The organism is Uliginosibacterium aquaticum (genome assembly GCF_012972705.2).
Classification (GTDB): Bacteria; Pseudomonadota; Gammaproteobacteria; order Burkholderiales; family Rhodocyclaceae; genus Uliginosibacterium; species Uliginosibacterium aquaticum.
Genome location: NZ_JABCSC020000004.1, coordinates 136,492 through 160,080, shown reverse-complemented (window position 1 = coordinate 160,080; position 23,589 = coordinate 136,492). Strand labels below are relative to the sequence as shown.

Below are 23,589 nucleotides of genomic sequence, written 5' to 3'. Positions count from 1 at the left end.
CAGAAACTGGGCTCCGCAAACGAACGTATTCAAGCCCGCTCTCTGCGTGTTGTCACCGAACACCAAACCTTACTTTATCTCAATCTCATACCACAACGTCCGCCACTCCTCGCCAATTCCCAGCGTGGCGCGCGCACTCCCTGTCACCCTGATTTCCTCCCGCCGTGAGCCGCGCTCGTCCAGCGCCCAGGCGCGCACGCGATTTGCAGCGACAGGCAGGCTGATGCGGGCGGCGACGCCTTCGATCACGGTCGGGGCGCTGCCGAAATTGCGGCCGACGCTGCTTTTCTTGTCGTCCAGCCAGCGCTGACCGCTGTTCTCGACCTGACCGAGGGCGGTAAGGAGAATGCGGGCGGGGCCATTGAAGCTTTCGCCTTCAAGCACGGTGGCATACAGCGCGGCCCAGTCATTGCGCGCGGCGAGCAGTTCCAGCTCCACGCCCCCCAGACTCAACGCTTTGCCGAGGCGGCTGCCGATGAGCGCTTTGCTGCGCGGGCTGTCGAGCGACACGGCGCGGCCCGCCGGGCCTTCTATCCCCCACACCAGCTCGCCGGTGTCGCTCTTCACCGGTAGCGGCAGCGCCGCGCCGGCCGGGGTGTGAATGCCCACTGCGCCACGCAACACCGCGTTGCGCGGCGCACCGAAGCTCTCGGCGCCAGGCATGCGGTAGTGGCTGCGCAGGGCGTCAAGCCAGGCCTGTTGTGGTGCAGGCGTCTCTACACCGGGAGCGGCGGCACGCACATCGCCCCGGCGCAGCAGGGCCGCACTGGCAATCAGGCTGGCCATCTTGACCGGGTTGGCGTGGCTGTCGAAGAAGCGATCGATCATGCTGCTGTCCCACTTGCCATCGTGCGCGCCATAGCTGTAGAGGAAGAGGCCGTCCCAATCCTGCAGCGCGCCGTAGGCAGCAACCAGCGGCAGGGCTTCGCCCTGGTAGTGGCTGGGATTCGAGTGGTTGTATTCGGTAACGATGAAGGGCTTGCCGGGGTAGCGGCGCAGCGCGAGATCGGCCAGGGTGCCGGCGCCGTCGAGGCCGGCCATGGGGGTGTTGGCGATCTTCCAGTTGTCGATGTCCCAGGGCTTGCCGGGGAAGTTCGGGTGCTGCCAGTAGGCGTGGCCATCGACCACGTCGAGCTGGCCTTGGATCGGCGCCGGGCTGTAGCTGACCTGGGTGCCGAGGATGAGCGGGCGGGCGCCCAGATCCGTTTTGAGGAAACGCTGGAAGCCAGTCCAGTAGGCGCTTTCGGCATCCCACAGGAACTGCACCCAGTCGCGCTGCTGCTCGCGGGTGCGGCTCATCAATTCATCGCTGCCGAGAATGGCGACCGTGCCAGCCTCCAGCGATTCATCCGCCTGCAGGCCCAGCACGCCGCCGGGGCGCAGGCTGACGGACTGGATCCGCAGCTGGCCGGTGCCGAGCCCCAAACCGCCGAAGGTGAGGCGCGCCACCTCGTCGCCCTGCGACGGGGCGAAGCTGAATCGGTAGTCCTGCCAGCCAGTGCCAATTTCGATGCTCTGCGCCCACAGGTGCTGCCAGGGTGCATGGGCCTGCATGGCTTGCAGGGCAAGTTTCAGCGGTCTGTCGGCCCTGGCGCGGAAGCTCAGGGTATAGGGCTGGTCCGCCTTGAAAGCGAGGCGACTCTGGTGCAACTGGGTGTGCCAGTTCTCCTTGCCAGGCACCGGCATGGCGAGCGTGAGACTGCCATCAGCAGCCTGTGCCAATGCAGCCTGGGCGCCGCCAACAAGTTGCAGGTTCCAGCCGGCCTCGCCCCCCTTCACGTTCGCAGCGCCCGCAAGCATCTCGGCGCCCAGCGGCTCCTCGCGCAAGCCCCAGGCTGCGCGCAGGGCGGCCGAATCCTTGTATCTGGCGCGCAGCCAACGCTGCCACTGCTGCTGCAACTCGCCGCGATAGGGCTCGCTCATGTCGTTGAGCCCGCCCACACGCCATTCGCGCAAAAGGCCGTTCTCGTTATTGATTTCGATGAGTGCCACCGCCGGCTCGTCGACATAGCGGGTGCCGGTGTAGGGGTTGCGATGCAGCAGCAGATCGCGGGCAAACGCCTGCTGCATGGCGATCATGGGCGGGTAGAAGTTATCGACGCCCTTCCAGTATTTGGGCGTGGCCTCGCCCCAGTCCTTGAAGCCCGGATACTTGCGGCCCACGTGCAGGTTGAGGTTGCTGTAGATGCCCTCGCGCTTGAGCGCGGCGATGAAGTAGTCGAGCCGCTCCAGCATGTCGGCGTCCAGCGTACGCATGTCTTTCTGCAGGAGGCCCCGGGGTAGCGGACTGGAATCCATGTGATGGAAACGCACGATGTTGATGCCGAAGCGGGCCATGCGCGCGGCGAGCTTGTCGGCCGTCGCGTGATCCGGCGCCACCGAGCCGAAGACGATGTTCACGCCGAGGAAACGGATACGCTCGCTGCCCACGCACAGATGGCTGCCGCAGCGTGTGACGAAACCGTTCTTTCCCGCCGGCTTGGTGTTCCAGGCGGCGAGGTTGGTCAGGTTGGCACTGGCGTCATCCCAGGGCAGCACGAAGGGAAAAAGCTCGGCACCACGCGCCGGTGCCATGCACAGCAGCGCGCTCAGCAACAGAGCCTGCAGAAGGGTTTTCACGGGCGCACCTCCGGTGCATCAGGATGGCAGCAGTTTACGCCTGCATCGCGCCAGGCTGACAGCCAGCTGACACCCGTCCACCCGCTTGCGGGCGGCGCGTTAATGGAAGCAGAGGCATCCGCCCCACCAAGGAGAATTTCGATGAAAACCCCGCGCCAGATCTTCCTCGCCCTGCTCGCTGCGGCCAGCCTGGCCGCCCCGGCCATCAGCCACGCCGAAACCGTGTTCGAGCGCTTCGCCCCGCCCCTGCCACCGGTCATCGTGCCGCGCATCGTGATCGGTGGCGAATCGGCTCACGGCGGCTATCATCGCCCTCCCCCGCCGCCGCGTTACGAGTACCGCCCGGCCCGGGAATATCACCACCATCACTACTATCACGACGAATACCGCTACCGTGACGCACGCCGGGACCACCACGGTTATCCGCGTGGCCCGCACCGGTATTAATAACAGGACCCCCCGATGAACAAGACACTTGCAGCACTGCTGCTCACCACCGGCCTCCTTTGCCCGCTGGCCAGCCAGGCTGGCGTATCGGTGGGCATCGACATCCACCTGCCCGGCGTGAGCATCGACATCTACGGCCCGCCGCCGCCGCCGCGCCATGAAGTCTGGCCCAAGCCGCGTCACGGTCATGTATGGCGCCCCGGTTACTGGCGCTGGGATGGTCGTGCGTATGCCTGGGTTGGCGGCATCTGGCTGCGCGAACGCCCGGGGTATGTATGGATCCCCGAACGCTGGGACCACGACCGCGACGACTGGTATTTCCGCGCCGGGCGCTGGGAGCGCCATTCGGACTGGCGCGAGGCTCAGCGCAACGAGCATGAGCGCTGGCAGCGCTGGTACGAGGACGATCGCCGCCGCGAGGATGACTGGCGCCGCGACCATGACCGACGCGAACGCGACCGGAGCTTTCAGCGCGAGCGCGAAAAGCAGAACGAGCGCCGCGACGAGATCCGCCGCGACATGGAGCCAGTGCGCCGCGACTATGAGCGCCGCGAAGCCCCCAGGCAGGAACAGCGGCAGGACTCACGCGGCCCGGATCACAATGACCGCGGCGGTCGGCCGGACAATTCTGGCGGCAAGGGCGGCGGTCACGGCCACGGCCGTGACTAGGGCCTAGCCATACCGGCGCGCGGCCTCCACAGCGAGGCCCGCGCCGATACTGCCGAAGAGATCGCCCTCGCAGGCACGCGCGCCCGGCAGCAGCTGGCTGATGGCGTCGCGCAGCTGCGGCACACCGCTGCCGCCGCCGGTGAAGAACAGGGTATCGATATCGGTGCTGTGCAGATTGGCCTGCTGCAGCAATTCCTGCACGGTCTGCGCCACCCGACTGACCAGCTCGGCGCTGGCGGCAGTGAAATCGGCGCGTGTAACCGGCGCGACAAGGCCCGGCCACAGCTCGGCCAGATCCAGCTGGCTGAGCTCCTCGGCGGAAAGATTGATCTTCACCTGCTCCACCTGCAGCGCCAGCCAATGGCCGGCACGGCGATCAATCAGGCGCGAGAGGCGATCGAGTTTTTCGCGCTCGCTGCTCATGCGGTAGAGCTGCTGGAAATCGTTCCAGGCGGTGCGGGTGTAGGCAAACGGAATGGTGTGCCAGGTGGCGAGCTGATAGAAGAGCTGCGAGGGTAGTTCGCCGCCGTTCTGGGTGCGGCTGCCCAGGCCCAGCAAGGGCATGGCGCTGGCGAGGTTGAGGGCACGGTCGAAATCGGTGCCGCCGACGTGCACGCCGCCGTTGGCAAGCAGATCCTCACGGCGCTCATCACGCTTCGCCCGCTCAGGCGAGAGGCGCACCAAGGAGAAGTCCGCCGTGCCGCCGCCGATATCGGCAATCAGCACCAGTTCTTCGCGGTCCAGCGTGCGCTCGTAGTGGAAGGCCGCACCGATCGGCTCGAACTGGAAGCTCAGCTCGCGAAAACCCGCAGCCCGCGCAATCTGCGCCAGGGTGTCCTCGGCAAGCTTGTCGGCCTCGGGCTTGCCATCCACGAAGAACACCGGGCGGCCAAATACCGCGCAATCGAAGGGCCGGCCAGCCGCTTCCTCGGCGCGCCGCTTGAGTTCGCGGATGAAAGTGGCGAGCAGCTCACGGAAAGGCAAGGCACGCCCGGCCACTTCGGTGGTGGCATCGATCAGCTGGCTACCGAGCAGGCTCTTGAGCGAGCGCACCAGACGGCCTTCGTAACCGTCGAGGTATTGCGCCATTGCGTCGCGGCCGAAGTGGGTGCTGTCTTCATCGGCATTGAAGAATACGGCCGAGGGCAAGGTGAGCTTGCCGTCTTCGAGCGACAGTAGGGTTTCGGCGCCGGGCCGGATCTGGCCGACGGTGGAGTTGGAGGTGCCGAAATCGACGCCACAGGCGCGGGCGGGAGTCTGAAACATGAAGCGTGCAGGTAAGGCGTGGCGGCCGCGCATCATAACGCAGGCCCAGCCCGCCTTTGCACGAAAAAATGGCCGCCGGGCAGGCTTGCCGGGCGGCCATTCTCAAGCGGCAACACCCCGCCTATTTGAAGAACCACTGCTGCGGCAGTGAGCCGGCCGGGGTGGCGTAAGGCCAGGCCCAGGGCATCTTCTCGTTCACGTTCACCAGACGCTTGCTGAGCACGCCGAGCACCCGGGGCGTAGCCGTGGTACCAATCACCTCAAACTCGTCGGCAGCCAGCTGGAGGATCTGGCGCAGATAGCCGTCGGCTTCGGCCTGGGTCTTGGCCACTTTCCATTTCTCGTCCAGCTCGATGCGCTTTTTCATCGAAGCGCTCGGCTCTTCACCCTGCTTGCCCCCGCTCTGCGCCCACTTCGCCCACAGCAGGCTCTGGCGGGATTCGGTGGGGCTCCAGGCGAGCACGCCGGTCTTGTCAAACTGCGGATCAAGCCCGCCGCCCACCACGAAAATAGCCATTTCGTAATCATTGGTGTTGGAGCGGTCGTAGAACAGCGAGCGCTCCACCGGCTGGATCACCAGTTCAATCCCAACCTTGGACCAGTGCTTGCGCACCAGATCGAGGGTATCAATGCCTCCCGTGCTGGCCGCCGGCACGATGGCACCGATGGACACGCGCCCGCCCGAGGGGTACTGGCGATAGCCCTCCGCATCGCGCTTGCCGAGGCCAGCCTTGTCGAGCAACTCGTTGGCAGTTTTCAGATCGGTCTTGGTGTATTGCGTCGCCAGTTGCTCGTTATAGAAGCGGTTGGACTTCTTCGGGCCGAGCTGCCAAGGCATGCTCTGGCCGAGGTTGATGATCTCGTTGATCTCCTTGCGATCCATCGCCAGCGACAGGGCGACGCGGAAATCCTTGTTGCGGATCAGCGAACGCAGTTTTTCATTGCGCGTCGTGAAGTTCAGGAACAGGCCGGCCGAATTGGAGCTGGCGTCTTCCATCTGCAGTACGCGGTAATTGCCCTTGGCAGCGTTCTCGGAGAGCACCGGCAGGTTGGGCGTGCCGCCGATGTGGCGCGACTGGAAGTCTAGCTGACCATTGATGGCCGCCAGCACGATGGTCTCCACTTCCGAGATCACGGCGAGGTTCAGCTCATCGATGTAGGGCAGTTGCTGGCCCTTGCTGTCGACCTGCCAGAAGTAGGGATTGCGCTTGAGGCGTACCTTGGCCGCGCTGCCGCCGTAGGGCTCGACGATCAACCACGGATCCAGCGTGGGGCGTTCCGGATTGGCCCAGCGTGTGGGCGTTTCCTGATCGCCACATTTCTGGCGGATCAGCATGCCCCAATCCTTGGCATTGTTCTGCTTGAGCAGCTCATCGACCTTGCTGTTGTACTTGGGGTGGAACTGGCTGCAGTACTTCTTCGAGTACAGCGTGGGGTATTGCAGGGTCGGGTGGGCCAGGATCTCGATGAAGGACACGTAGGGCGCGGCAAACTTGAAGCGCACCGTGAAGTCATCGACCTTCTCGGTGACCACCGGCTTATCCTGCACCTTGAAGAAACTCGGTGGGTTGGCCACGAAGCCCTTGTTGCCGAGCAGATCATTCATGGTGAACAGCACGTCGTCCGCTGTGAAGGGGCTGCCGTCGGACCACTTCATGCCGCGCCGCAGCTTGAAGGTGTATTCGGAGGAATCGGCATTGGTCGTCCAGCTCTCGGCCACATTCGGCACGACCTTGCTCATGTCGATGTTCCAGCGCACCAGACCCTGGTTGCCGACGATGCGCAGGATCGCATTGCCATCGCCATTGCCACGCAAAGCAGAACGCAAGGTGCCACCGTATTTGCCGGGCTTATCGATCGGAGTAATGACATCCGGATTTTCAGGCAGGCGCTTGTCCACGCTGGGCAGTGCGCCATCCTTCTCGAGTTTAGCCAGCGCCGGAGCACTGGTATAAGCCTGCGCCGCCAACGGCAGGGTGAGGCTGGCCAGAACGGCCAGGAATCTGATCGACATGCTTGTCTCCTCTTATATGCAGCCGGCATCTCCCGGCCAGACTTGCTTACTCCGCTGCGAGCGCCTCGTAGCGGAAATTCCTGAAACGCACCTCGCCTTCACCCGCCGCATAGAGGCCGGGACGCAGGCTCAGAAAATCGAAGGCCACGTTGTGGTGGTAGCCACTCACTTCCATCTGGGTCTGGAACTTGTGCCAGGTGACGCCATCGGCGCTGGTGTGGAAGGTGACGATGTGATCGCGGTTGGTCACGCGCATGAAGAGGCGCTTGCCATCCACATGCTCGGGAATCTTCATCTCGCGCTCGGTGCCGTAACGGTGCATCAACAGCTGGCCCTGGTTGAATCCCAGCCCGACATACAAACGGCGGCTGTAGAAGAGCAGCACACCGCCGGTGGCGCCCTCACCCACCTCAAGCTCCACCTCGAAACGGTAGGCGCGGTCCCCATTCACGCAGGTCAGTGGCGAGCAATCAGCCGGCGTCGTGCCACGGCCCTCAATCACCAGCGCGCCATTGTCATAACGATGGCGAATGCCATGCGAGGGAAGCGGATCGTAGAAACCCCACTGCACACCGAATTTGTCGCGCGAGAAATCGTCTGACAGCGCCTGCCCGTGTGGGAGCGCGCGGCCTGCGACAGGCATGCAAATCGGCTGCGCCACATCCACGCCGGTGACACGGAACCAGCCATCCTCGGTCCACTCGATCGGTTCGAGCAGACACTGGCGACCAAGGTTGTAGTAACCGTTCTCGTAGCCGTGATAGACCATGTACCAAGCGCCTGTGGGCCCCTCGACCAGCGTGGCATGGCCGCGCGACCACCAGGCTTCCTTCGGCGATTGCGTGCGCACGATGGGGTTGTTCGGCGCGTTCTCCCAAGGACCGTGGATGGACTTCGAACGCGCCACAACCACCATGTGGCCGGTGGCCGGGCCGGCAGTGCCGCCCTCGGCGAGGATCATGTAGAAGTAGTCGCCATGGCGCGTGATCTTCGGCCCCTCCTGGGCGAAGTTCTCCACGTCCCACTCTTCCGGATACTGCCAGCCGTCATACACATGCTCCATCTCACCGACGATGGAGAGGCCATCGTCGGCGAGCTGCACGCGATCGCCGCCGGAAAGGAACAGGTAGCGCTTGCCATCCTCGCCCACCGCGTGACCGGGGTCGATGCGCGGGTTGCCCAGATCGATCGGCTCGCTCCACGGCCCGCAGATGTCGTCGGCCCAGATCACGTAGATCGAGCCACGCCCCTGCAGGCCCTGATTCTTGAGCCGGGTCGGGATGTAGAGGTAGTAACGCTCCGCGTGCTTGATGAGCTCCGGCGCCCACACCGAACCGATCGGTTTCTTCAGCGCGGCGCCCAGTGGTTGCCAGTTCACCAGATCCTTCGAATGCCAGATCACCAGACCGGGATAGGCATCGAAGGTGGAGAAGGTCATGTAGTAATCCTCGCCATCCTTGAGAATGGAAGGATCGGGGTGATCGCCCGGCATGATCGGGTTCAGGTAGTAACCATTGCCCAGATCTGCCTTGCGCTGGCCCTCAGGGCCTTGGCCCCAATGCGGTGTGCTGTTGCTCATTTCTTCTCCGTAGGGCGGACTTCAGGCCGCCATGCTGCATCGCGGCGGGCTGAAGCCCGCCCTACACATTTTCAACAAAAACGGTTCAACAGATTTTCGTACCATTCCTGTCGACCTGACACCGGCGCCACATCACGATTGCCTTCCAGCACGCGATCGGCCAGATCCGCGAGGCTCAGTTTTCCACCCAGGATCCCCTGGCCCAGATCGCCATTCCAGCCGGCATAGCGCTGATCGACCGCGGCTTGCAGACCGCCGTCCTTGATCATCTGCTCGGCGATCAGGAGTGCGCGGGCACACACATCCATGCCGCCGATGTGAGCCAGGAAGAGATCCTCGGCGTCGATAGACTGGCGCCGCACCTTGGCATCGAAGTTCAAACCACCGCTGGTGAAGCCGCCGTGCTTGTAGATGTGGTACAGCGCCAGCGCAGTTTCCGGAATATTGTTCGGGAACTGGTCGGTATCCCATCCGAGTTGCGCATCACCGCGGTTCATGTCGATGCTTCCGAAGATGCCCAGCGCCTGCGCAGTGGCGATCTCGTGCTCGAAGCTGTGGCCGGAGAGGGTAGCGTGGTTGGCCTCGATATTCACGGCGACTTCCTTTTCCAGCCCGTAGCGCTTGAGGAAGCCGTACACAGTGGCGGTATCGAAATCGTATTGATGCTTGGAAGGCTCACGCGGCTTCGGCTCGATCAGGATCAGGCCCTTGAAGCCGATGCGGTGCTTGTGCTCCACCACCAGCGTGAGGAAACGGCCCAGCTGATCCATCTCGCGGGCAAGATCCGTATTCAGCAGGCTCTCATAGCCTTCACGGCCGCCCCAAAGCACGTAGTTCTCGCCGCCGAGCTCCAGCGTGGCGTCCAGCGCGTCGCGCACCTGCGCGGCCGCCATCGCAAACAGCTCCGGATCCGGATTGCTGGCTGCACCGGACATGAAACGGCGATGGCTGAAGAGATTGGCCGTGCCCCACAAGAGCTTCACCCCGGTACGCGCCTGATGCGCAGCGAGCTTCTCGACCATGTGGCGGAAATTGGCGTGCGACTCGCGCGGGCTGGCTCCTTCAGGCGCTACATCGCGATCGTGAAAACAGTAGTAAGGCACGCCCAGCTTGCTCAGAAAATCGAAGGCGGAAGCAGCCTTCTGCTCAGCCAGCTGCAGGGGCGATGCACCCTGGAACCAGGGGCGCTCGAAAGTGTTGCCACCGAAGGGGTCACCGCCACCCCAACAAAAGTTATGCCAGTAGCACACTGCAAAACGCAGCTGGTCTTCCATGCGGCGGCCAAGCACGACGCGGTCCTTGTCGTACCAGCGGAAGGCGAGTGGGTTGCGGCTCTCCGGGCCCTCATAGGCGATGGCAGGAATGTTGGCGAAATAGGAAGTCATGAAGCAGAGTCCTTCAGGTTTGAATTCAGGAAAGAGTTAGCGCTGAAATTCGCTCTTCAGCGCGGCATACAGCGCGCGGAAGCGCTGGTAGCGGGATTCGAGAGATGCGTTCGGCGGCGCGGGGATGAAGCGTTCAGCGACAGGCGGCGCCACGCACACGCTGGCCTCCTCGCCCCCATCGGCGAGCCAGGCCAAGCGTGCTGCGCCCAGCGCGCCGCCTGCCTCGCCCCCCGCGTGAGTCACGATCTCGGTCTGCAGCACATCGGCCAGCAGTTGTGCCCACAGGGCACTGCGCGCACCACCGCCCACCAGCGACAGCTGCGCCACGCGGGTGCCGGCGCTTTGCAGGGCTGCGAGGCCGTCGCGGAAAGCGAAAGCCACGCCTTCAAGCACGCTCCAGCCAAGATCGGCGCCGGCGTGTGTGAAGCCCAGGCCAAAGAACACGCCCTGCGCATGCGGATCGTTATGTGGGGTGCGCTCCCCCGAGAGATAGGGCAGGAACAGCGGAGCGGCCTCACGCGCGGCCACATCGAGCTGCGCCACTTCGGCCAGCAGCGCGGCCTCATCGACACGCCCCGTGAGTTGGGTCACCCATTTGAGGCAACTCGCCGCCGAGAGCATCACGCTCATCTGGTGCCAACGCCCCGGCAAGGCATGGCAGAAGGCGTGCACGGCAGATTGCGGATTCGGCCGGAAAGCCTCGTTCACCACAAACAACACGCCCGAAGTGCCCAGCGAGAGAAAGCCGGCGCCGGGCTGCACTGCGCCGATGCCCACCGCGCTGGCGGCGTTGTCGCCCCCGCCTCCCGCAATCAACACATCGGCCGGCAGCCCCCAGCTCGCCGCCAGCGCCGGTAACAGGCGCGCCGACACTTCACTGCCTTCCACCAGGCGCGGCATCTGCGCCCGACTAAGACCACACAGGGCCAGCAACTCGTCCGACCAGTCGCGCCGCGCCACATCCAGCCACAGCGTGCCGGCGGCGTCCGACATCTCGGAGACCTTCTCGCCGGAAAGCTGCAGGCGCAGCCAGTCTTTCGGCAGCAGCACGCAACGCGTCGCCGCAAATACCTCCGACTCATGCTTCGCCAGCCAGCGCAGCTTGGGCGCGGTGAAACCAGGCATCGCCAGGTTGCCGGCAATCTGCGCCAGTGCCGGGCACTCATCCATCATCTCCTGGCATTCGGTAGCCGAGCGCCCGTCATTCCACAGAATGGCGGCGCGCAATACAACATCCCCCTCATCCAGCAATACCGCGCCGTGCATCTGGCCCGAGAGACCAATGCCACACACCCGCACCATATATTGCGGATAGGAGCTGGCTAGCTCATCAAGGGCCGCACAGCAGGCCTGCCACCAGTCAGCCGGATTCTGCTCAGCCCAGAGCGGGGCAGGCCGCGACAGTCCCAGCGGACGGGCCGCTGTCGCGAGGAGCTGATGCTGATCATCCAGCAGGAGCACTTTGACTTCGGAAGTTCCCAGATCGATGCCCAGATAGCAGCTCAAACGACACCTCTTGTGGATCAGATTTTCGCCGCAGCATGCGGGTTCGAAAGCATTTTCTGATTATCGTTGATCAAAAGATGCCTGCGATCACACTGGTGAAATTCATAAAGCCACAAGGCAGGTTTCAGAACAAAGCTGAATCCATGTTTGAGGTGGCAGACCGGCAGTCAGGGAAGATTGTCCTTGAGGAACACTTCGATGCGGATCCGCTCCTGGGTACGCACGATTTCACCGCCTTCGCACAAGGCCTGCAATACCCGCACCGCACTACGCACTTCATGTGCCGGATCCTGACAGATGATTGCGTCATAGACTCCGTCAAGCAGCGCCTGGCGCACATGCGGGGTGAGTTCATGGGCTACGCTGACCACTTCGCCGGGGCGGCGCAGTTCGCGCAAGGCCTCGATCAGGCCGCGATTGCCGGCGCCAATATTGTAGAGACCCACGATATCCGGATGCGCGGCCAGCAGCCGCCGTGCAACCTCTGCCGTAGTCTCCGCCTCGTCACGCCCCTCCACCACCGGCAAGCTCAACAAGCCCGGAAACTCGGCACGCAGCACCTGCTCGCATCCCAGGTGACGCTCCATATGGTCACGCAGGGTCATGGAACCTGCGATCAGGGCAATTCGCCCACTGCGTCCGGCATTGAAGCGCCCCAGCAAGCGACCCGCAACACGGCCGGCAGCAATGTTGTCGACCCCCACAAAGTGCTGCCGGGCCGAGGAAGGCAAATCCGACACCAGGGTCACCAGACGCAGGCCGCGCGCCACGCAAGCATCGATGGCCTCGCGCACGCCCGGTGCATCCGGCGCCACGACGGCCACACCATCCCAGTCCGCGGCATCGAGTGCATTGAGGGTGCCGGCAACAGCCGGACCATCAAAGGCCTCCACATGCCGCAGCTCGATCAGGCAGCGCTCAAAGGCCAGGCGCTCGGCCGTGGAACGCACCTCGTCAGCAAGCAAGCTCATGAAAGTGTTGTGGCCACGCGGCAACAGAAACACCAGGCGCAAGTCGCGCCCCCGCGACAGACGCGCGGCGTGCACATCCGGCTTGTAGTTAAGCTGACGCAGCACCGTCTCGACCTTTGCCACGGTCTGCTGACGCACGCCCGGGCGCTTGTTGAGCACCCGATCCACCGTGGCCACGCTCACGCCAGCAGCCTGGGCCACGTCATGGATCTTGGTTCGAAGCTTGCTCACGGGGCTCATGTTTTTTGGGTTCGCGGGTTTAGGTTTGGACCGAGATTGATGTACGTACATCAAAAATTGACTGATTTGATTATACTGCCGCCGCATGAGCGTGCCTCAGCGCCCGCCGCAAGAAAATCGATCAGGAGACTCACCATGCCCGCCCGCCTCCGCCACCCGCTCGCCCTCAGCGCCCTTGCCCTGCTCTGCGCTGCCTGTGCAGTCCAGCATGAACGCCCGCCTGCAGCCGCCAGTACAAGCGTGCCCGGGGCAGCCCAGAGCCAATTGGTCAGCATCGCCCTGATCATGGGTGAGCCGAATTTCTCCATGGATGGCGGCTACCAGGAGCTCGAAGAAGGGCAGTACACCCAGCCCGAACTGAAGCCGGGCAAGAAAATGTTCGCGCCGATCCAGGACATCATCGGACTGCTCGGTGGCGAGGCACAGCTAGACGCCGCCAGCCACAGCGGCCGCTACAGTCTGGCTGGCATCAGCCTGAGCGCGCATGCGGGGGAGAGCCGTGCCGAACGCAATGGCAGCCCGGTCGATCTGGGCATCGCGCCGGAGTGGCGCAATGGCAGTCTGTGGCTGCCACTCGAAACTACTTTCAGCCTGTTTGGCGCCTTCCCGAAATGGGATGAAGCGCGCCAGCGTTTCTCGGCCACCTTCATCCTGCCGGCCTCCGGCAAGATCAGTCAGCAAGCCAGCGGCGGCAAGATCACCGAGGCCAGCATGACCGAGCAGAGCGCGGCCTTTTACAGCAGCGCCGAAGGTCGCCAGCTCGCCGATGTCGTGCTCGGCTATCAGAATGCCGACGGCGGCTGGCCCAAGCTTGAGCGTACGGTGAATATGCTGGTGCCGGTGAATACGGCGGCACTGACAGGCTGGCGCGGCAAATCCACGATCGACAACGATTCCACGATGAAGCAGATCAAGGTGCTGGCCCGCGCCTTCAGCGCCTTCGGCGACGAGAAGTACCGCGCCGGTTTCAATCATGGCCTCGACTACATTTTCGCTGCCCAGCTTGCCAATGGCGGCTGGCAACAGTTCTGGCCCGATCCGGTCGGCTACAAGAAGCGCATCACCTTCAATGATGATGCGATTGCCAACGTGCTCGAAGTGATGCGCGATATCGCTCAGCCCACGGCAGAATTCCGCTTCGTAGACAGCGCCCGCCGCGCTCGCGCACAGGATGCCCTGCGCCGTGGCATCGATCTGATCCTCAAGACCCAGCTCGTGGTAGGCGGCAAGAAAGCCGGCTGGTGCGCCCAGTACGACGAGAACACACTGGCGCCAGCCATGGGGCGCTCCTACGAGCTTCCCTCGATCAGCGGCGGCGAGAGCGTGAATGTGTTGCGCTTCCTGATGAGTCTGGAACAGCCTTCGCCTGCCGTGGTGCGTGCCGTGCAGGATGGGGCGAACTGGCTCAAGGCAGCCCGCCTGCCTGGCCAGAAACGCATCAAGCGCGAGGACCGCACACTGGAGATGGGCTTCGACTATGTGCTGGTCAAGGACCCCGCCGCTCCCGGCACCTGGGCACGCTTCTACGATCTGGACAGCGGCAAGCCCCTGTTCAGCTCGCGCGACAGCGTCAAGCGTAGTGATTTCGCCGAAATTTCCTACGAGCGACGCGTCAAATACAACTGGTTCACCGAACTGCCACGCGAGCTGCTCGAGCAAGAATACCCGGCCTGGCAGAAACGCCGCACCGCGCAAGGCAGGGGGCGGCAATGAGCAGCCTTGGCTTTTCTTCCGGCCCGGCCAGCAGCGGCCTGCAGTCTCATCGCATCGCCCTGCTCTTCAATGCCAACAAGGTCTATGACCGCGAGATTGTTGCCGGCATCGGCGCCTACCTCGGTTCAACCCGGGCCGCCTGGGAACTCTTCATGGAAGAAGACTTTCGCTGCCGCCCTGAAAACATGGCCGGCTGGCAGGGCGACGGCATCATCGCCGACTTCGACGACCCGGACATCGCTACCGCACTGACCGGCATCCAGTGTCCGGTGGTGGCCGTCGGCAGCTCCTACGCCGATCCGGCCCACTACCCGGCAGGCATCCCCTATGTGGCAACGGATAACCGCCAGCTGGTGCGATGCGCCTTTGAACACCTGATGGGTGCTGGCCTGCCACGTTTCGCGATGTACAGCACGCCCCCCACGCCACGCAACCGCTGGGCCCAGGAGCGCGAGCAGGCCTTCAACGAGCTGCTCGCTGAAACCGGCGCCGAAGGCTCGCTCTTTCGTGGCAGTACCACCGAAGCCCAGAGCTGGCAAGGGGCCCAGCAGCAGCTGATCGACTGGCTGCAGCAATTACCGAAACCCATCGGCATCATCGCCGTGAATGACGCGCGCGCGCGTCACATCCTGCAGGCCTGCCTCAGCGCCGAGATCCCGGTGCCGGAAGCGGTGGCCATCATCGGTATCGACAACGATCCACTCACCCGCACGCTTTCGCGCATCCCGCTCAGCTCGGTGATCCAGGGCACCGACCAAATGGGGCGCACCGCCGCCCACCTGCTCCACCGCCTGCTACGCGGGGGCCGCGAGCACGCCGCACCAGTGCTGGTAGCGCCGAGCGGCATTCATGTTGCGGCCTCCAGCCAGCATCGGCCGCTGAGCAACCCATATGTGATGCGCGCCCGTCATTACATCCGCCAGTACGCCGCCCAGGGCATCAAGGCCGAACAGGTCGTGGATCATCTCGGGATCGCCCGCTCGACGCTGGACGCCTATTTCCGCAAGGAGCTGGGCTACACAGTGCATGACGAAATCATGCACACCAAGCTCGGCCGGGCCCAGGACCTGCTGCGCGACGGTCAGCTCTCATGCAGCCGGATTGCCGTGCAGTGTGGCTTCACCTCGCTGCAGTACATGCATGCGGTGTTCCGCCGCGAACTGGGCTGCACCCCGCGCGAGTACCAGCAGAACCTGCGCGAGGAGCGGGTTGCGAGCAACTGAGCGAGCGACTCAAGCCTTCAGGCGCAGGCCCAGTTCATACAGCGCATTCTTGGCCGCTCCGGTGATCTCGGCGGCCAGCCTGGCCGCTGTCTTGAGCGGCAACTCGGCCAGCAGCAGCTTCAGCACCCGCTCGGCCTCGGGCGGCAGGCCCTCGCTTTGCGGTGCCGGCCCCACCAGCAGCACGAACTCGCCGCGCTGGCGATTCGGATCCGCGCGCAACCATTCCAGTGCGGCCCCCAGCGGCATGCGCGCGATCTGCTCGAAGAGCTTGGTCAGCTCGCGCGCAAACACCAGCTCGCGCTCAGGCTCCAGCACGGCAGCCAGATCTTCGACCGTCTCCAGCACGCGGTGCGGCGCCTCGTAGAACACCAGTGCCGCATCGATGCCGCGCAGGCCTTCAAGCGTCGTGCGGCGCGCTGTCGGCTTGGGTGGCAGGAAGCCGTGAAAATGAAAATGCGCCGCCGCCAGACCCGAAGCCGAGAGTGCCGCAATCGCCGCACAGGCCCCAGGCACCGGCACCACCGGAAAGCCAGCCTCCTGCACACGTGCCACCAGCCGCGCACCGGGATCGGATACGGCCGGCGTACCGGCATCGGTAATCAGGGCCACATGCTGGCCGGCTTCGAGCAGGGCGATGATCCGCGTCGCGCCCTCCTGCTCGTTGTGCTCGTGCAGCGCGAGCATCTTCGCATTAATGCCATGCGCATCGAGAAGACGCAGGCTGTGGCGGGTGTCTTCCGCTGCGATCGTGCCCACCACCCGCAGCACGGCCAGCGCGCGCAGACTGATGTCCAGCCGGTTACCGAGCGGGGTGGCCACCACATACAATGCCGGCGAGGCGTGGAGCGGATTTTCTTCGTTGAGCAGGATGGCCATGGACGCTTTGATCGCGGGATTCCGGAAAGTGCTCGATTGTCTGCTGCGCCGCCACGCGCTGCAAGGCTCGGGTGTGCAGGCCGAGCGGCTGGCCGAGGCCCATCTGGTTGCACGCGGCGCACGGATCCTGGCCCGCAACGTGCGTTGCAAGGGCGGCGAGATTGATCTGATCGCCGAGCATGCCGGTCACATTGCCTTCGTCGAAGTCCGTCTGCGCCACCACCGCGACTTCGGCGGCGCCGCCGCCAGCATCACCCCAACCAAGCAACGTCGCATCGTGCTGGCCGCCAGATACTGGCTGCAAGGCGCCGGGCGCGTTTACCGCCAACGCCCCTGCCGCTTTGATGCAGTCCTTCTGAACGAGCTGGATGCCCATGCTCCGGAATGGATCCAGGCCGCCTTCAGCATGGAGCGCACCTGATATGCGCGGTCTGCTGCTTGCCGCCCTGCTCCTTGGCGTCTCCCCCGCCCTCGCCCAGCATCCGCGCCTCGTCCTGCAACGTAGCGCCCTCGCCGGCTTCAGTCATCACAGCGCCGAGCAGCTCTGGCCGCACTTGCGTGAGGGTGATGCACTAAGCCTCAGCCGCGAAGCCGCCAACCCCTACGATGCCCTGGCGGTGCGTGTCGACTGGCAAGGACAGGCGCTAGGCTACCTGCCGCGCTCGGACAACGGCGCAGTTGCCCAGGCACTGGATCAGGGCCGAGCACTGGACGCCCGCATCAGCCGCCTGCGCGAGCATGCGGATCCACGCAGACGGATCGAGATCGAGGTGGCTGCACCGCTCACGCCGCGGCCTTGATCCTGCGCAAATCCAACCCGCTCAAGCAAAAGCCTGTGGCTATCGCAAGTGCCACACCTTATGGATTCGGGTAAACTCGGAGGGCTTTTGTGTCGCCCGGTCTGGTTCCTGTAAACCGGCTGGCTTACACTCCCGCCTTCGGTTTCAGACCGTAGGCGGCAGCCAGGGCGTCACGGTGCCTCAGCCCCTTCCCCTTACGAGCGGGCTTTTTCAATATCGGGAGAGTTACAGAATGAGCAATCCGTTTGATCTGAAGGGCAAGGTCGCCCTCGTTACCGGTGGTGCCCAAGGCATTGGCGCTGCTATCGCTGCCAAGCTGGCTGAAGCTGGCGCTAACGTCATCTGTGCTGACTTCGCACCGATGGCCGCCGAATCGACCGCCGCCATGGAAGCCGCTGTCGCCAAGACCGGTGGCAAGTACTGGTATCTGCAAGCCAACCTGACCGCCAAGGGCGCGCCCCAAAGCGTGATCGATCAAGCCGTTGCACTGGCTGGTCAAGTGGACATCCTGGCAAACGTGGCTGGCACCATCCGCCGCGCTCCCTTCCTCGAGCACACCGAAGAAGACTTCGACTTCGTCATGCAGATCAACCTGTATGCACCGATGTACCTGTCGCAAGCTTTCTGCCGCCACGTGGTTGGCCGCAACGGCAAGGGCAAGATCATCAACATCTGCTCGATGCTGTCCTATCAAGGTGGCATCCTGGTGCCGGGTTACACCGCTTCCAAGCACGGCATCGCTGGTATCACCAAGCTGATCGCCAACGAAATGGGCGCCAAGGGCATCAACTGTAACGGTATCGCCCCGGGCTATATCGCTACCGCCAACACCGCTCCGATCCGCGCTGACGAAGCCCGCAACAAGGCCATCCTGGATCGCATCCCGGTCGGTCGTTGGGGCGAGCCGGAAGACCTGGCCGGCACCGCAGTGTTCCTGGCTTCCGAAGCTTCTGACTACGTGAACGGCGCCATCGTGAACGTCGACGGCGGCTGGCAAGCTCGCTAAATCTCTGCTGACGCCGATCCGGTCACGAATCGGCAGCATTGATCGCGTACAAAACCCCCTCCGGGCAACCGGCGGGGGTTTTGTTTTGTTGCGACGCACACCCGGCGGCAGCTCTGATCGCCCAAGGGCCGGGTTCTTTTTGAACCTCTCGTTTACAATCCGCTCTGAAGAAGCAGACATCCCCAGAGGCATCCATGACTTACAAGGTTTTCATCGACGGCCGTCACGGCACCACCGGACTCAAGATCGACGAGCGGCTGGCTGGCCGCGCAGACGTCGAAGTCCTCACGATCCCCGAAGACAAGCGCAAGGATCCCGCCGTCAAGGCCGAGTACATCAACGCCGCCGACGTAGTCTTCCTGTGCCTGCCTGATGCGGCCTCAAAGGAATCCGTCGCCCTGCTGGCAGCAGGCAACACCCGCACCCGTTTCCTGGATGCCAGCACCGCCCATCGCACGAATCCGGACTGGGTCTATGGTTTGCCCGAACTACATGGTCAGCGCGAACGCCTGCGCAGCTCCCAGCGCATTGCCGTACCGGGCTGCCACGCCACCGGTTTCATTCTGACGATCGCTCCACTGGTCGCGGCAGGTCTGGTGCCGACAGACTACCCGCTCACTTGCACTTCGCTCACCGGCTACAGCGGCGGCGGCAAGGAAATGATTGCCGACTACGAAGGCCAGGGCGCCCTGCCCGATCACATGCTCTCGCCACGTATCTATGCGCTGGGCCTTGGCCACAAGCACCTGCCGGAAATGCAGGCGCTGACCGGCATCGCCCACGCTCCGGTATTCAGCCCGGTGGTCGGCCCGTTTGCGCAAGGCATGCTGGTTTCGGTGCCGCTGCTGCCACGTCTGCTGAGCGGCCTCACGCCAGAGGCCGTGCATGCCGAACTGAACCGTTACTACGCCGACGAAGCCTGCGTGAAGGTTATGCCGCTGGGCGGTGGCGATGTGGTGGAAGCCGGCTTTCTGCCCGCCACGCGCTGCAACGATACCAACCGTGCCGAGCTCTTCGTGTTCGGCCATGCCGGGCAGATCCTGCTCGTCGCCCGTTTTGACAACCTCGGCAAGGGCGCCTCCGGCGCGGCCATCCAGTGCATGAACATTGCCCTGGGTTGTGATGAGCTGACTGGTCTGGCGGTGTAAGCACGATGGATCTCGCTTCCCGCATCGCCCTGCACTTCGAAGACAGCGCCCAGACTAAGCTGGCGGCCGCAGAGCAGCTCTCGCTGCCGCTGGCAGATGCTGCTGAACTGATGGTGCAAACCCTGCTCTCCAACGGCAAGATCCTCGCCTGCGGCAACGGCGGCTCGGCAGCAGATGCCCAACACTTCGCATCCGAGCTGATCGGTCGCTACGAACGCGAGCGCCCGGAGCTGGCAGCCATTGCCTTGTCGGTCGATAGCTCGACCATGAGCGCAATCGCCAACGACTACTCCTGGGAACAGGTCTACGCCAAGCAGGTTCGTGCTCTGGGCCAGCCGCATGATGTATTGCTGGCGATTTCTACCAGCGGTGATTCACCCAACATCCTCGCCGCCGTCGAAGCGGCCCATGAACGTGACCTGCGCGTGGTGGCGCTCACCGGAAAAGGCGGCGGCATGCTTGCCGGCATGCTGCGCGAAGGCGATGTACACATCTGCGTGCCACATGAGCGCACCGCCCGGATCCAGGAAATCCACCTGCTCGCCATCCACTGCATCTGTGATGGCATCGACTGTCTGCTGATGGGAGAGGAATGAAATGAAACTGCGAACCCTGAGCTGCATCCTCGTTGCTGGCGGATTACTGCAAGCTTGCGTCCCGCTGGTAGTTGCCGGTGTAGGCACCGGAGTAGCCTCCACGATGGACCGCCGTGCCTACAGCGAACAACTGATGGATACGGAAATCGAACACAAGTTCAACCGTGGCTTCCCGGCAGCGCTTGAAGCCAAGACCAATGTCTCGGCCACGGCTTACCACCGCTGGGTCCTGCTCACCGGACAGGCTATTGACGAAGCCAGTCGCGCCGAAGTCGAAGCCCATGCCCGCAGCGTGCCGAATGTGCTGGAGGTTTATAACGAGGTGAGCATCGGCTATCCGGCCTCCTTCACTGCGCGTAGCAATGACGCCTGGCTGACCTCCTCGGTGAAGACCCGCCTGGTCAATGCCAAGGAGCTGTCGGCCAACAATGTGAAAGTCGTCAGCGAGTCCGGCACGGTCTATCTCATGGGCCTGCTGACCGAAACCGAAGCCAATGTTGCGGCACAGGTCGCCCGCTCGACCTCAGGGGTCCGCAAGGTCGTCAACGTGATCGAAGTCATTTCGCCAGAGAAAGCCCGGCAACTCAGCGTCCAGTCAAGCCAGCCAGCAGCGCCGGCACAATAAGCCAGACGTAAAAAGGGCCGCGCAATGCGGCCCTTTGCTTTTGCAGCGGTAGGCGACTCAGGCAGCCGGAAGCGCCAGGCGCAACAGACAGCCCCGCCCGGCACGCGAAGCCAGTGTCAGCTGACCGCCCTGCAGGACTGCAAGGCGGCGCGCAAGCACCAGCCCTAGACCACGATCCTTGAGGTTCTGGCCGTAGCTGGACCCCGGGATGAAAACCTGTGGCAACAGCTCAACCGCAATCCCCTCGCTGCTGTCCCATACCTCGATCAGCACCATGGAGCCGCGCTGGCGAGCGCCAAGCACTACCCCACCACCTTCACCAGTAATCGCCACGGCATGCGCCACCATGCGATCAATGGCTTTAAGCAGCATCGCTTCGTCCCCCAGTACCCGGCGCGCGGTAGGCACGTGGCGCAAGTGCAACTGGCGCTCGTGCGCTTCATCCAGATGGCTGTTGATTGCTTGCGAGAACAAGCCGTCAAGTGACAGCGGTCTTGTGCTGCATTCGACCCGGCCGGCCTCCAGCTTGGCAATCGCAAACACCGCTTCGAGCTGCTCGGAGAGTTGCTCCACCGCTGACTCGATTCCGCTGACCAGCTTGCGCGAGGAGTCGGGCAAGGGGTGGGCCGACAAGGTCGCCGCAAAGAGCGCGATGGCCTGGGCTGGCTGGCGCAGATCGTGGCCCATCGCAGAGAGGAATTCTCCCTCCTGCTGCTGCGGCGTAGCGAGCACCTCAACCCTGGCGGGCAGACGCTGCAAACGCTCGAGCAAATACCACAGGGCAGCAAAGATGCCCGCAGCAAAAACGCTCCACAACACACCCAGGATCGTCAGGCCATCATGGCCAAGCAATACGCCTAGACAGGCAACACAGCCTGCCACCATCAGCAGGCGCATGTATAGCAGCAAACGGGCGGCGGGGCTGCCGGTTACCGCTTCACGCATCTTCCGGCGGCATCGACAGATTCAGGGTCTGGCCCACGAGAATGGCCTGTGAGCGGGTATTCACGCCCAGCACGTGGTACACCGAGGTCAGGTGCATCTTCACGGTGCGCTCGGAAAGATCCAGGCGCTGGGCTATCTCCTTGTTGGAGAGCCCTTCCATCAGACAGCACAGCACGCGCTCCTGCTTGGGGCTCAGCTTGGGGCGCGGACGCGACTCGCCGTTGCTGCCATTGCCCCGGTTGCGCTCAAGCTGATCGTCATAGAAGCGACGGCCGGCCAGCAGGGTGCGCACGCCATCGACGAGCGCGCTCGGGTCCATGGACTTGGACAGGAAGCCATCGGCTTCGGCCTCACGCGCAAGCTGGCGATAGATCGGAGCATCCTGACCAGAGAAGATCGCTACCGGCACGCCCGGAACTTCGCGGCGCAGCAGGGTCATCAGGCGCAGGCCGTCGCTGTCAGGCAGTTTCAGATCCAGCAACACGAGGTGAAAGGTCTTGCCCGCCCGCAGCGCGGCAACGGCTTCCTGAGCTGATGCAGCACAGATGATTTCACCCCCCGCCAGAATCGGTTCGAGCATGGCCTTCAAGGCATGCTGCAAAAGGGCATGGTCATCGACCAGAAGGATATTGCGCGCAAATACGTTCATCACTCCACCCGCCTGTCTCTGGGGCCGCAAGGGCCTGTTGATGTTGTGCCGGAAGAGTACTCCAAAAAACGTGACGCAATACGCAAGCCCTCAGGTGGCGGAAAGGCCTTTGTAAAGTTTTCGCAACACCCAGCCAAGCAGCGGAACCCGCATGAACAGGGCTTCTGCGGGGTCCCAGTAATCTACGTGGGATGAAACCTGCCCATTCGGGTCAAATTCCAGCCGAGTGCTGCCTTGTAGCCGATATGCAACGCCACGGGCCGAAAAAGCGAAGTCCCAGCACAACATGGCGCTGCCCTCCCCACGGCACACGTCACGCACCACAAAACGCGGGGACTCCAGCTGCGCGAACATATGAAGGAAGATCCGTTCGATGGCCGGCACACCGCGCACATCATTGAAGGGATCCTTGAAGTGCGCCTGCGGCGCGTAAAACTCACCCGCCCGGACGACGCTGTCAGGGCTGAGGGTCTGGTACCACTCGACGAGTCCTTGCAGGGTGTTTTCCATCAGCGAGCCGTCCGTGACACAAGCGCGAAGTAGAGCCGCGCCGGCAAGAGACGCAGCAGTTTGAGAAAGCGTGAGAAGCGTTTCGGAAAGTGGATTTCGAATTCACCCCGCGCCAGCCCGGCAAGGATCTGCGTGGCCGCCTCATGCGCGCTGATCAGCGCCGGCATGCGGAAATCATTCTGCGCAGTCAGCGGTGTCGCCACGAAACCGGGGTTGACGAGACTCACGGCAACGCCGCGCGGCGCAAGATCCAGCCAGATCGATTCGGCAAAGTTGATCAGCGCGGCTTTCGAGGGGCCGTATACCGCCGCCTTGGGCAAACCACGATAGCCCGCCACGCTACCCACGATCACCAGATGCCCCTGCCCGGCCGCCAGCATGGCCGGCAGCACGGCGGCCACTCCGTCCATCACGCCCAGCAGGTTCACCTCCAACGTGGCACGGATATTCTGCGGCGTGAGCTCCCAGGCCCGCAAAGGCTGATAGGTGCCCGCATTGAAAACCACCACATCCAGCCTGCCGAGCAGACGTTCGACCTCTTGCGCCGAAGGCTGCAACGCCTCGCTCCGGCTGATGTCCAGCGGCAGGATGAGCGCACCGGGCAGTTCCCGCGCGAGCTGGCTCAAGCGATCAGCATTGCGGGCGCTCAGCATGAGCCGCGCGCCCAGCGCGGAGAGTTCGCGCGCCAGAGCCTCGCCAATGCCGGTCGAGGCGCCGATAAGCCATACGCTGCGGCCACGCCAATCGGTGATCTTCGGATTTAAGGGCTTCATCACAATCCTCTGCTGACCAGCCCCGTGAG

Annotated in this window: 22 protein-coding genes; 10 read left to right on the top strand and 12 right to left on the bottom strand. The window is 63.7% G+C overall.

Annotated elements, in window-relative coordinates; all coding sequences use genetic code 11:
• Positions 1-69 precede the first annotated feature (69 nt).
• Complete coding sequence (locus tag HJ583_RS19165) at positions 70-2,619, bottom strand: carbohydrate binding domain-containing protein (protein ID WP_170022848.1); 2,550 nt, start codon at positions 2,617-2,619, stop codon at positions 70-72.
• Positions 2,620-2,760: 141 nt separating this feature from the next.
• On the opposite strand from HJ583_RS19165, the gene HJ583_RS15925 reads away from it, so the two are divergent.
• Complete coding sequence (locus HJ583_RS15925; RefSeq protein ID WP_170022847.1) at positions 2,761-3,066, top strand: hypothetical protein; 306 nt, start codon at positions 2,761-2,763, stop codon at positions 3,064-3,066.
• A gap of 15 nt (positions 3,067-3,081) precedes the next feature.
• Complete coding sequence (locus HJ583_RS15920; protein WP_170022846.1) at positions 3,082-3,735, top strand: YXWGXW repeat-containing protein; 654 nt, start codon at positions 3,082-3,084, stop codon at positions 3,733-3,735.
• Positions 3,736-3,738: 3 nt separating this feature from the next.
• Here the strand turns inward: HJ583_RS15920 and HJ583_RS15915 are convergent, their stop codons facing one another.
• The 6 genes from HJ583_RS15915 to HJ583_RS15890 all read right to left on the bottom strand — a co-directional run bounded on the left by HJ583_RS15915 (position 3,739) and on the right by HJ583_RS15890 (position 12,687).
• Positions 3,739-5,001: an Hsp70 family protein gene (locus HJ583_RS15915; protein WP_170022845.1), complete on the bottom strand. Its 1,263-nt coding sequence runs from the start codon at positions 4,999-5,001 to the stop codon at positions 3,739-3,741.
• Between the two features lie 121 nt (positions 5,002-5,122).
• Entirely contained in the window at positions 5,123-7,015 is a 1,893-nt protein-coding gene (locus tag HJ583_RS15910; RefSeq protein WP_170022844.1) for an ABC transporter substrate-binding protein, read from the bottom strand.
• 46 nt (positions 7,016-7,061) lie between these two features.
• Complete coding sequence (locus tag HJ583_RS15905; protein WP_170022843.1) at positions 7,062-8,594, bottom strand: family 43 glycosylhydrolase; 1,533 nt, start codon at positions 8,592-8,594, stop codon at positions 7,062-7,064.
• Positions 8,595-8,665: 71 nt separating this feature from the next.
• Complete coding sequence (gene xylA, locus HJ583_RS15900; RefSeq protein ID WP_170022842.1) at positions 8,666-9,979, bottom strand: xylose isomerase; 1,314 nt, start codon at positions 9,977-9,979, stop codon at positions 8,666-8,668.
• A gap of 36 nt (positions 9,980-10,015) precedes the next feature.
• Positions 10,016-11,485, bottom strand: a complete 1,470-nt coding sequence (xylB, locus tag HJ583_RS15895; RefSeq protein WP_170022841.1) for a xylulokinase — start codon at positions 11,483-11,485, stop codon at positions 10,016-10,018.
• Positions 11,486-11,652: 167 nt separating this feature from the next.
• Positions 11,653-12,687, bottom strand: a complete 1,035-nt coding sequence (locus HJ583_RS15890) for a LacI family DNA-binding transcriptional regulator (protein ID WP_217423466.1) — start codon at positions 12,685-12,687, stop codon at positions 11,653-11,655.
• Positions 12,688-12,831: 144 nt separating this feature from the next.
• Between HJ583_RS15890 and pelA the strand changes: the two genes are divergently transcribed.
• Together pelA and HJ583_RS15880 are read left to right on the top strand one after the other, a co-directional pair.
• Positions 12,832-14,409, top strand: a complete 1,578-nt coding sequence (pelA, locus tag HJ583_RS15885) for a pectate lyase (protein WP_170022839.1) — start codon at positions 12,832-12,834, stop codon at positions 14,407-14,409.
• A complete protein-coding gene (locus tag HJ583_RS15880) occupies positions 14,406-15,632 on the top strand; it encodes a XylR family transcriptional regulator (RefSeq protein ID WP_170022838.1) in 1,227 nt (408 codons plus the stop codon). Before pelA ends, HJ583_RS15880 begins: the two co-directional genes overlap by 4 nt.
• 9 nt (positions 15,633-15,641) lie before the next feature.
• Here the strand turns inward: HJ583_RS15880 and rsmI are convergent, their stop codons facing one another.
• The gene (rsmI, locus tag HJ583_RS15875) at positions 15,642-16,508 is read right to left on the bottom strand and encodes a 16S rRNA (cytidine(1402)-2'-O)-methyltransferase (protein WP_170022837.1); all 867 of its coding nucleotides are present in this window, start codon (positions 16,506-16,508) and stop codon (positions 15,642-15,644) included.
• Here rsmI and HJ583_RS15870 point away from each other — a divergent pair.
• From HJ583_RS15870 to HJ583_RS15845, 6 genes are all read left to right on the top strand, one after another.
• Positions 16,507-16,929, top strand: a complete 423-nt coding sequence (locus HJ583_RS15870) for a YraN family protein (protein WP_170022836.1) — start codon at positions 16,507-16,509, stop codon at positions 16,927-16,929. The two genes, rsmI and HJ583_RS15870, sit on opposite strands and share 2 nt — an antisense overlap.
• Before the next feature lies 1 nt (position 16,930).
• On the top strand, positions 16,931-17,308 hold the full coding sequence (locus HJ583_RS15865) for an HIRAN domain-containing protein (protein ID WP_170022835.1): 378 nt from the start codon (positions 16,931-16,933) through the stop codon (positions 17,306-17,308).
• A gap of 232 nt (positions 17,309-17,540) precedes the next feature.
• Complete coding sequence (locus HJ583_RS15860) at positions 17,541-18,314, top strand: SDR family oxidoreductase (RefSeq protein ID WP_170022834.1); 774 nt, start codon at positions 17,541-17,543, stop codon at positions 18,312-18,314.
• A 194-nt stretch (positions 18,315-18,508) separates the two neighbouring features.
• On the top strand, positions 18,509-19,462 hold the full coding sequence (gene argC / locus HJ583_RS15855) for an N-acetyl-gamma-glutamyl-phosphate reductase (RefSeq protein WP_170022833.1): 954 nt from the start codon (positions 18,509-18,511) through the stop codon (positions 19,460-19,462).
• A 5-nt stretch (positions 19,463-19,467) separates the two neighbouring features.
• On the top strand, positions 19,468-20,058 hold the full coding sequence (locus HJ583_RS15850; RefSeq protein WP_170022832.1) for a phosphoheptose isomerase: 591 nt from the start codon (positions 19,468-19,470) through the stop codon (positions 20,056-20,058).
• Position 20,059: 1 nt separating this feature from the next.
• On the top strand, positions 20,060-20,683 hold the full coding sequence (locus tag HJ583_RS15845) for a BON domain-containing protein (RefSeq protein ID WP_170022831.1): 624 nt from the start codon (positions 20,060-20,062) through the stop codon (positions 20,681-20,683).
• Between the two features lie 57 nt (positions 20,684-20,740).
• Here the strand turns inward: HJ583_RS15845 and HJ583_RS15840 are convergent, their stop codons facing one another.
• The 4 genes from HJ583_RS15840 to HJ583_RS15825 all read right to left on the bottom strand — a co-directional run bounded on the left by HJ583_RS15840 (position 20,741) and on the right by HJ583_RS15825 (position 23,560).
• A complete protein-coding gene (locus tag HJ583_RS15840) occupies positions 20,741-21,628 on the bottom strand; it encodes a sensor histidine kinase (RefSeq protein WP_170022830.1) in 888 nt (295 codons plus the stop codon).
• Complete coding sequence (locus HJ583_RS15835; RefSeq protein ID WP_170022829.1) at positions 21,621-22,277, bottom strand: response regulator transcription factor; 657 nt, start codon at positions 22,275-22,277, stop codon at positions 21,621-21,623. Before HJ583_RS15835 ends, HJ583_RS15840 begins: the two co-directional genes overlap by 8 nt.
• Before the next feature lie 90 nt (positions 22,278-22,367).
• Positions 22,368-22,787, bottom strand: a complete 420-nt coding sequence (locus HJ583_RS15830; RefSeq protein WP_170022828.1) for a nuclear transport factor 2 family protein — start codon at positions 22,785-22,787, stop codon at positions 22,368-22,370.
• Positions 22,787-23,560 (bottom strand): SDR family NAD(P)-dependent oxidoreductase, encoded by a 774-nt coding sequence (locus HJ583_RS15825; RefSeq protein ID WP_170022827.1) that lies wholly within the window; start codon positions 23,558-23,560, stop codon positions 22,787-22,789. The genes HJ583_RS15830 and HJ583_RS15825 overlap by 1 nt, the downstream gene beginning before the upstream one ends.
• Positions 23,561-23,589: the final 29 nt, after the last annotated feature.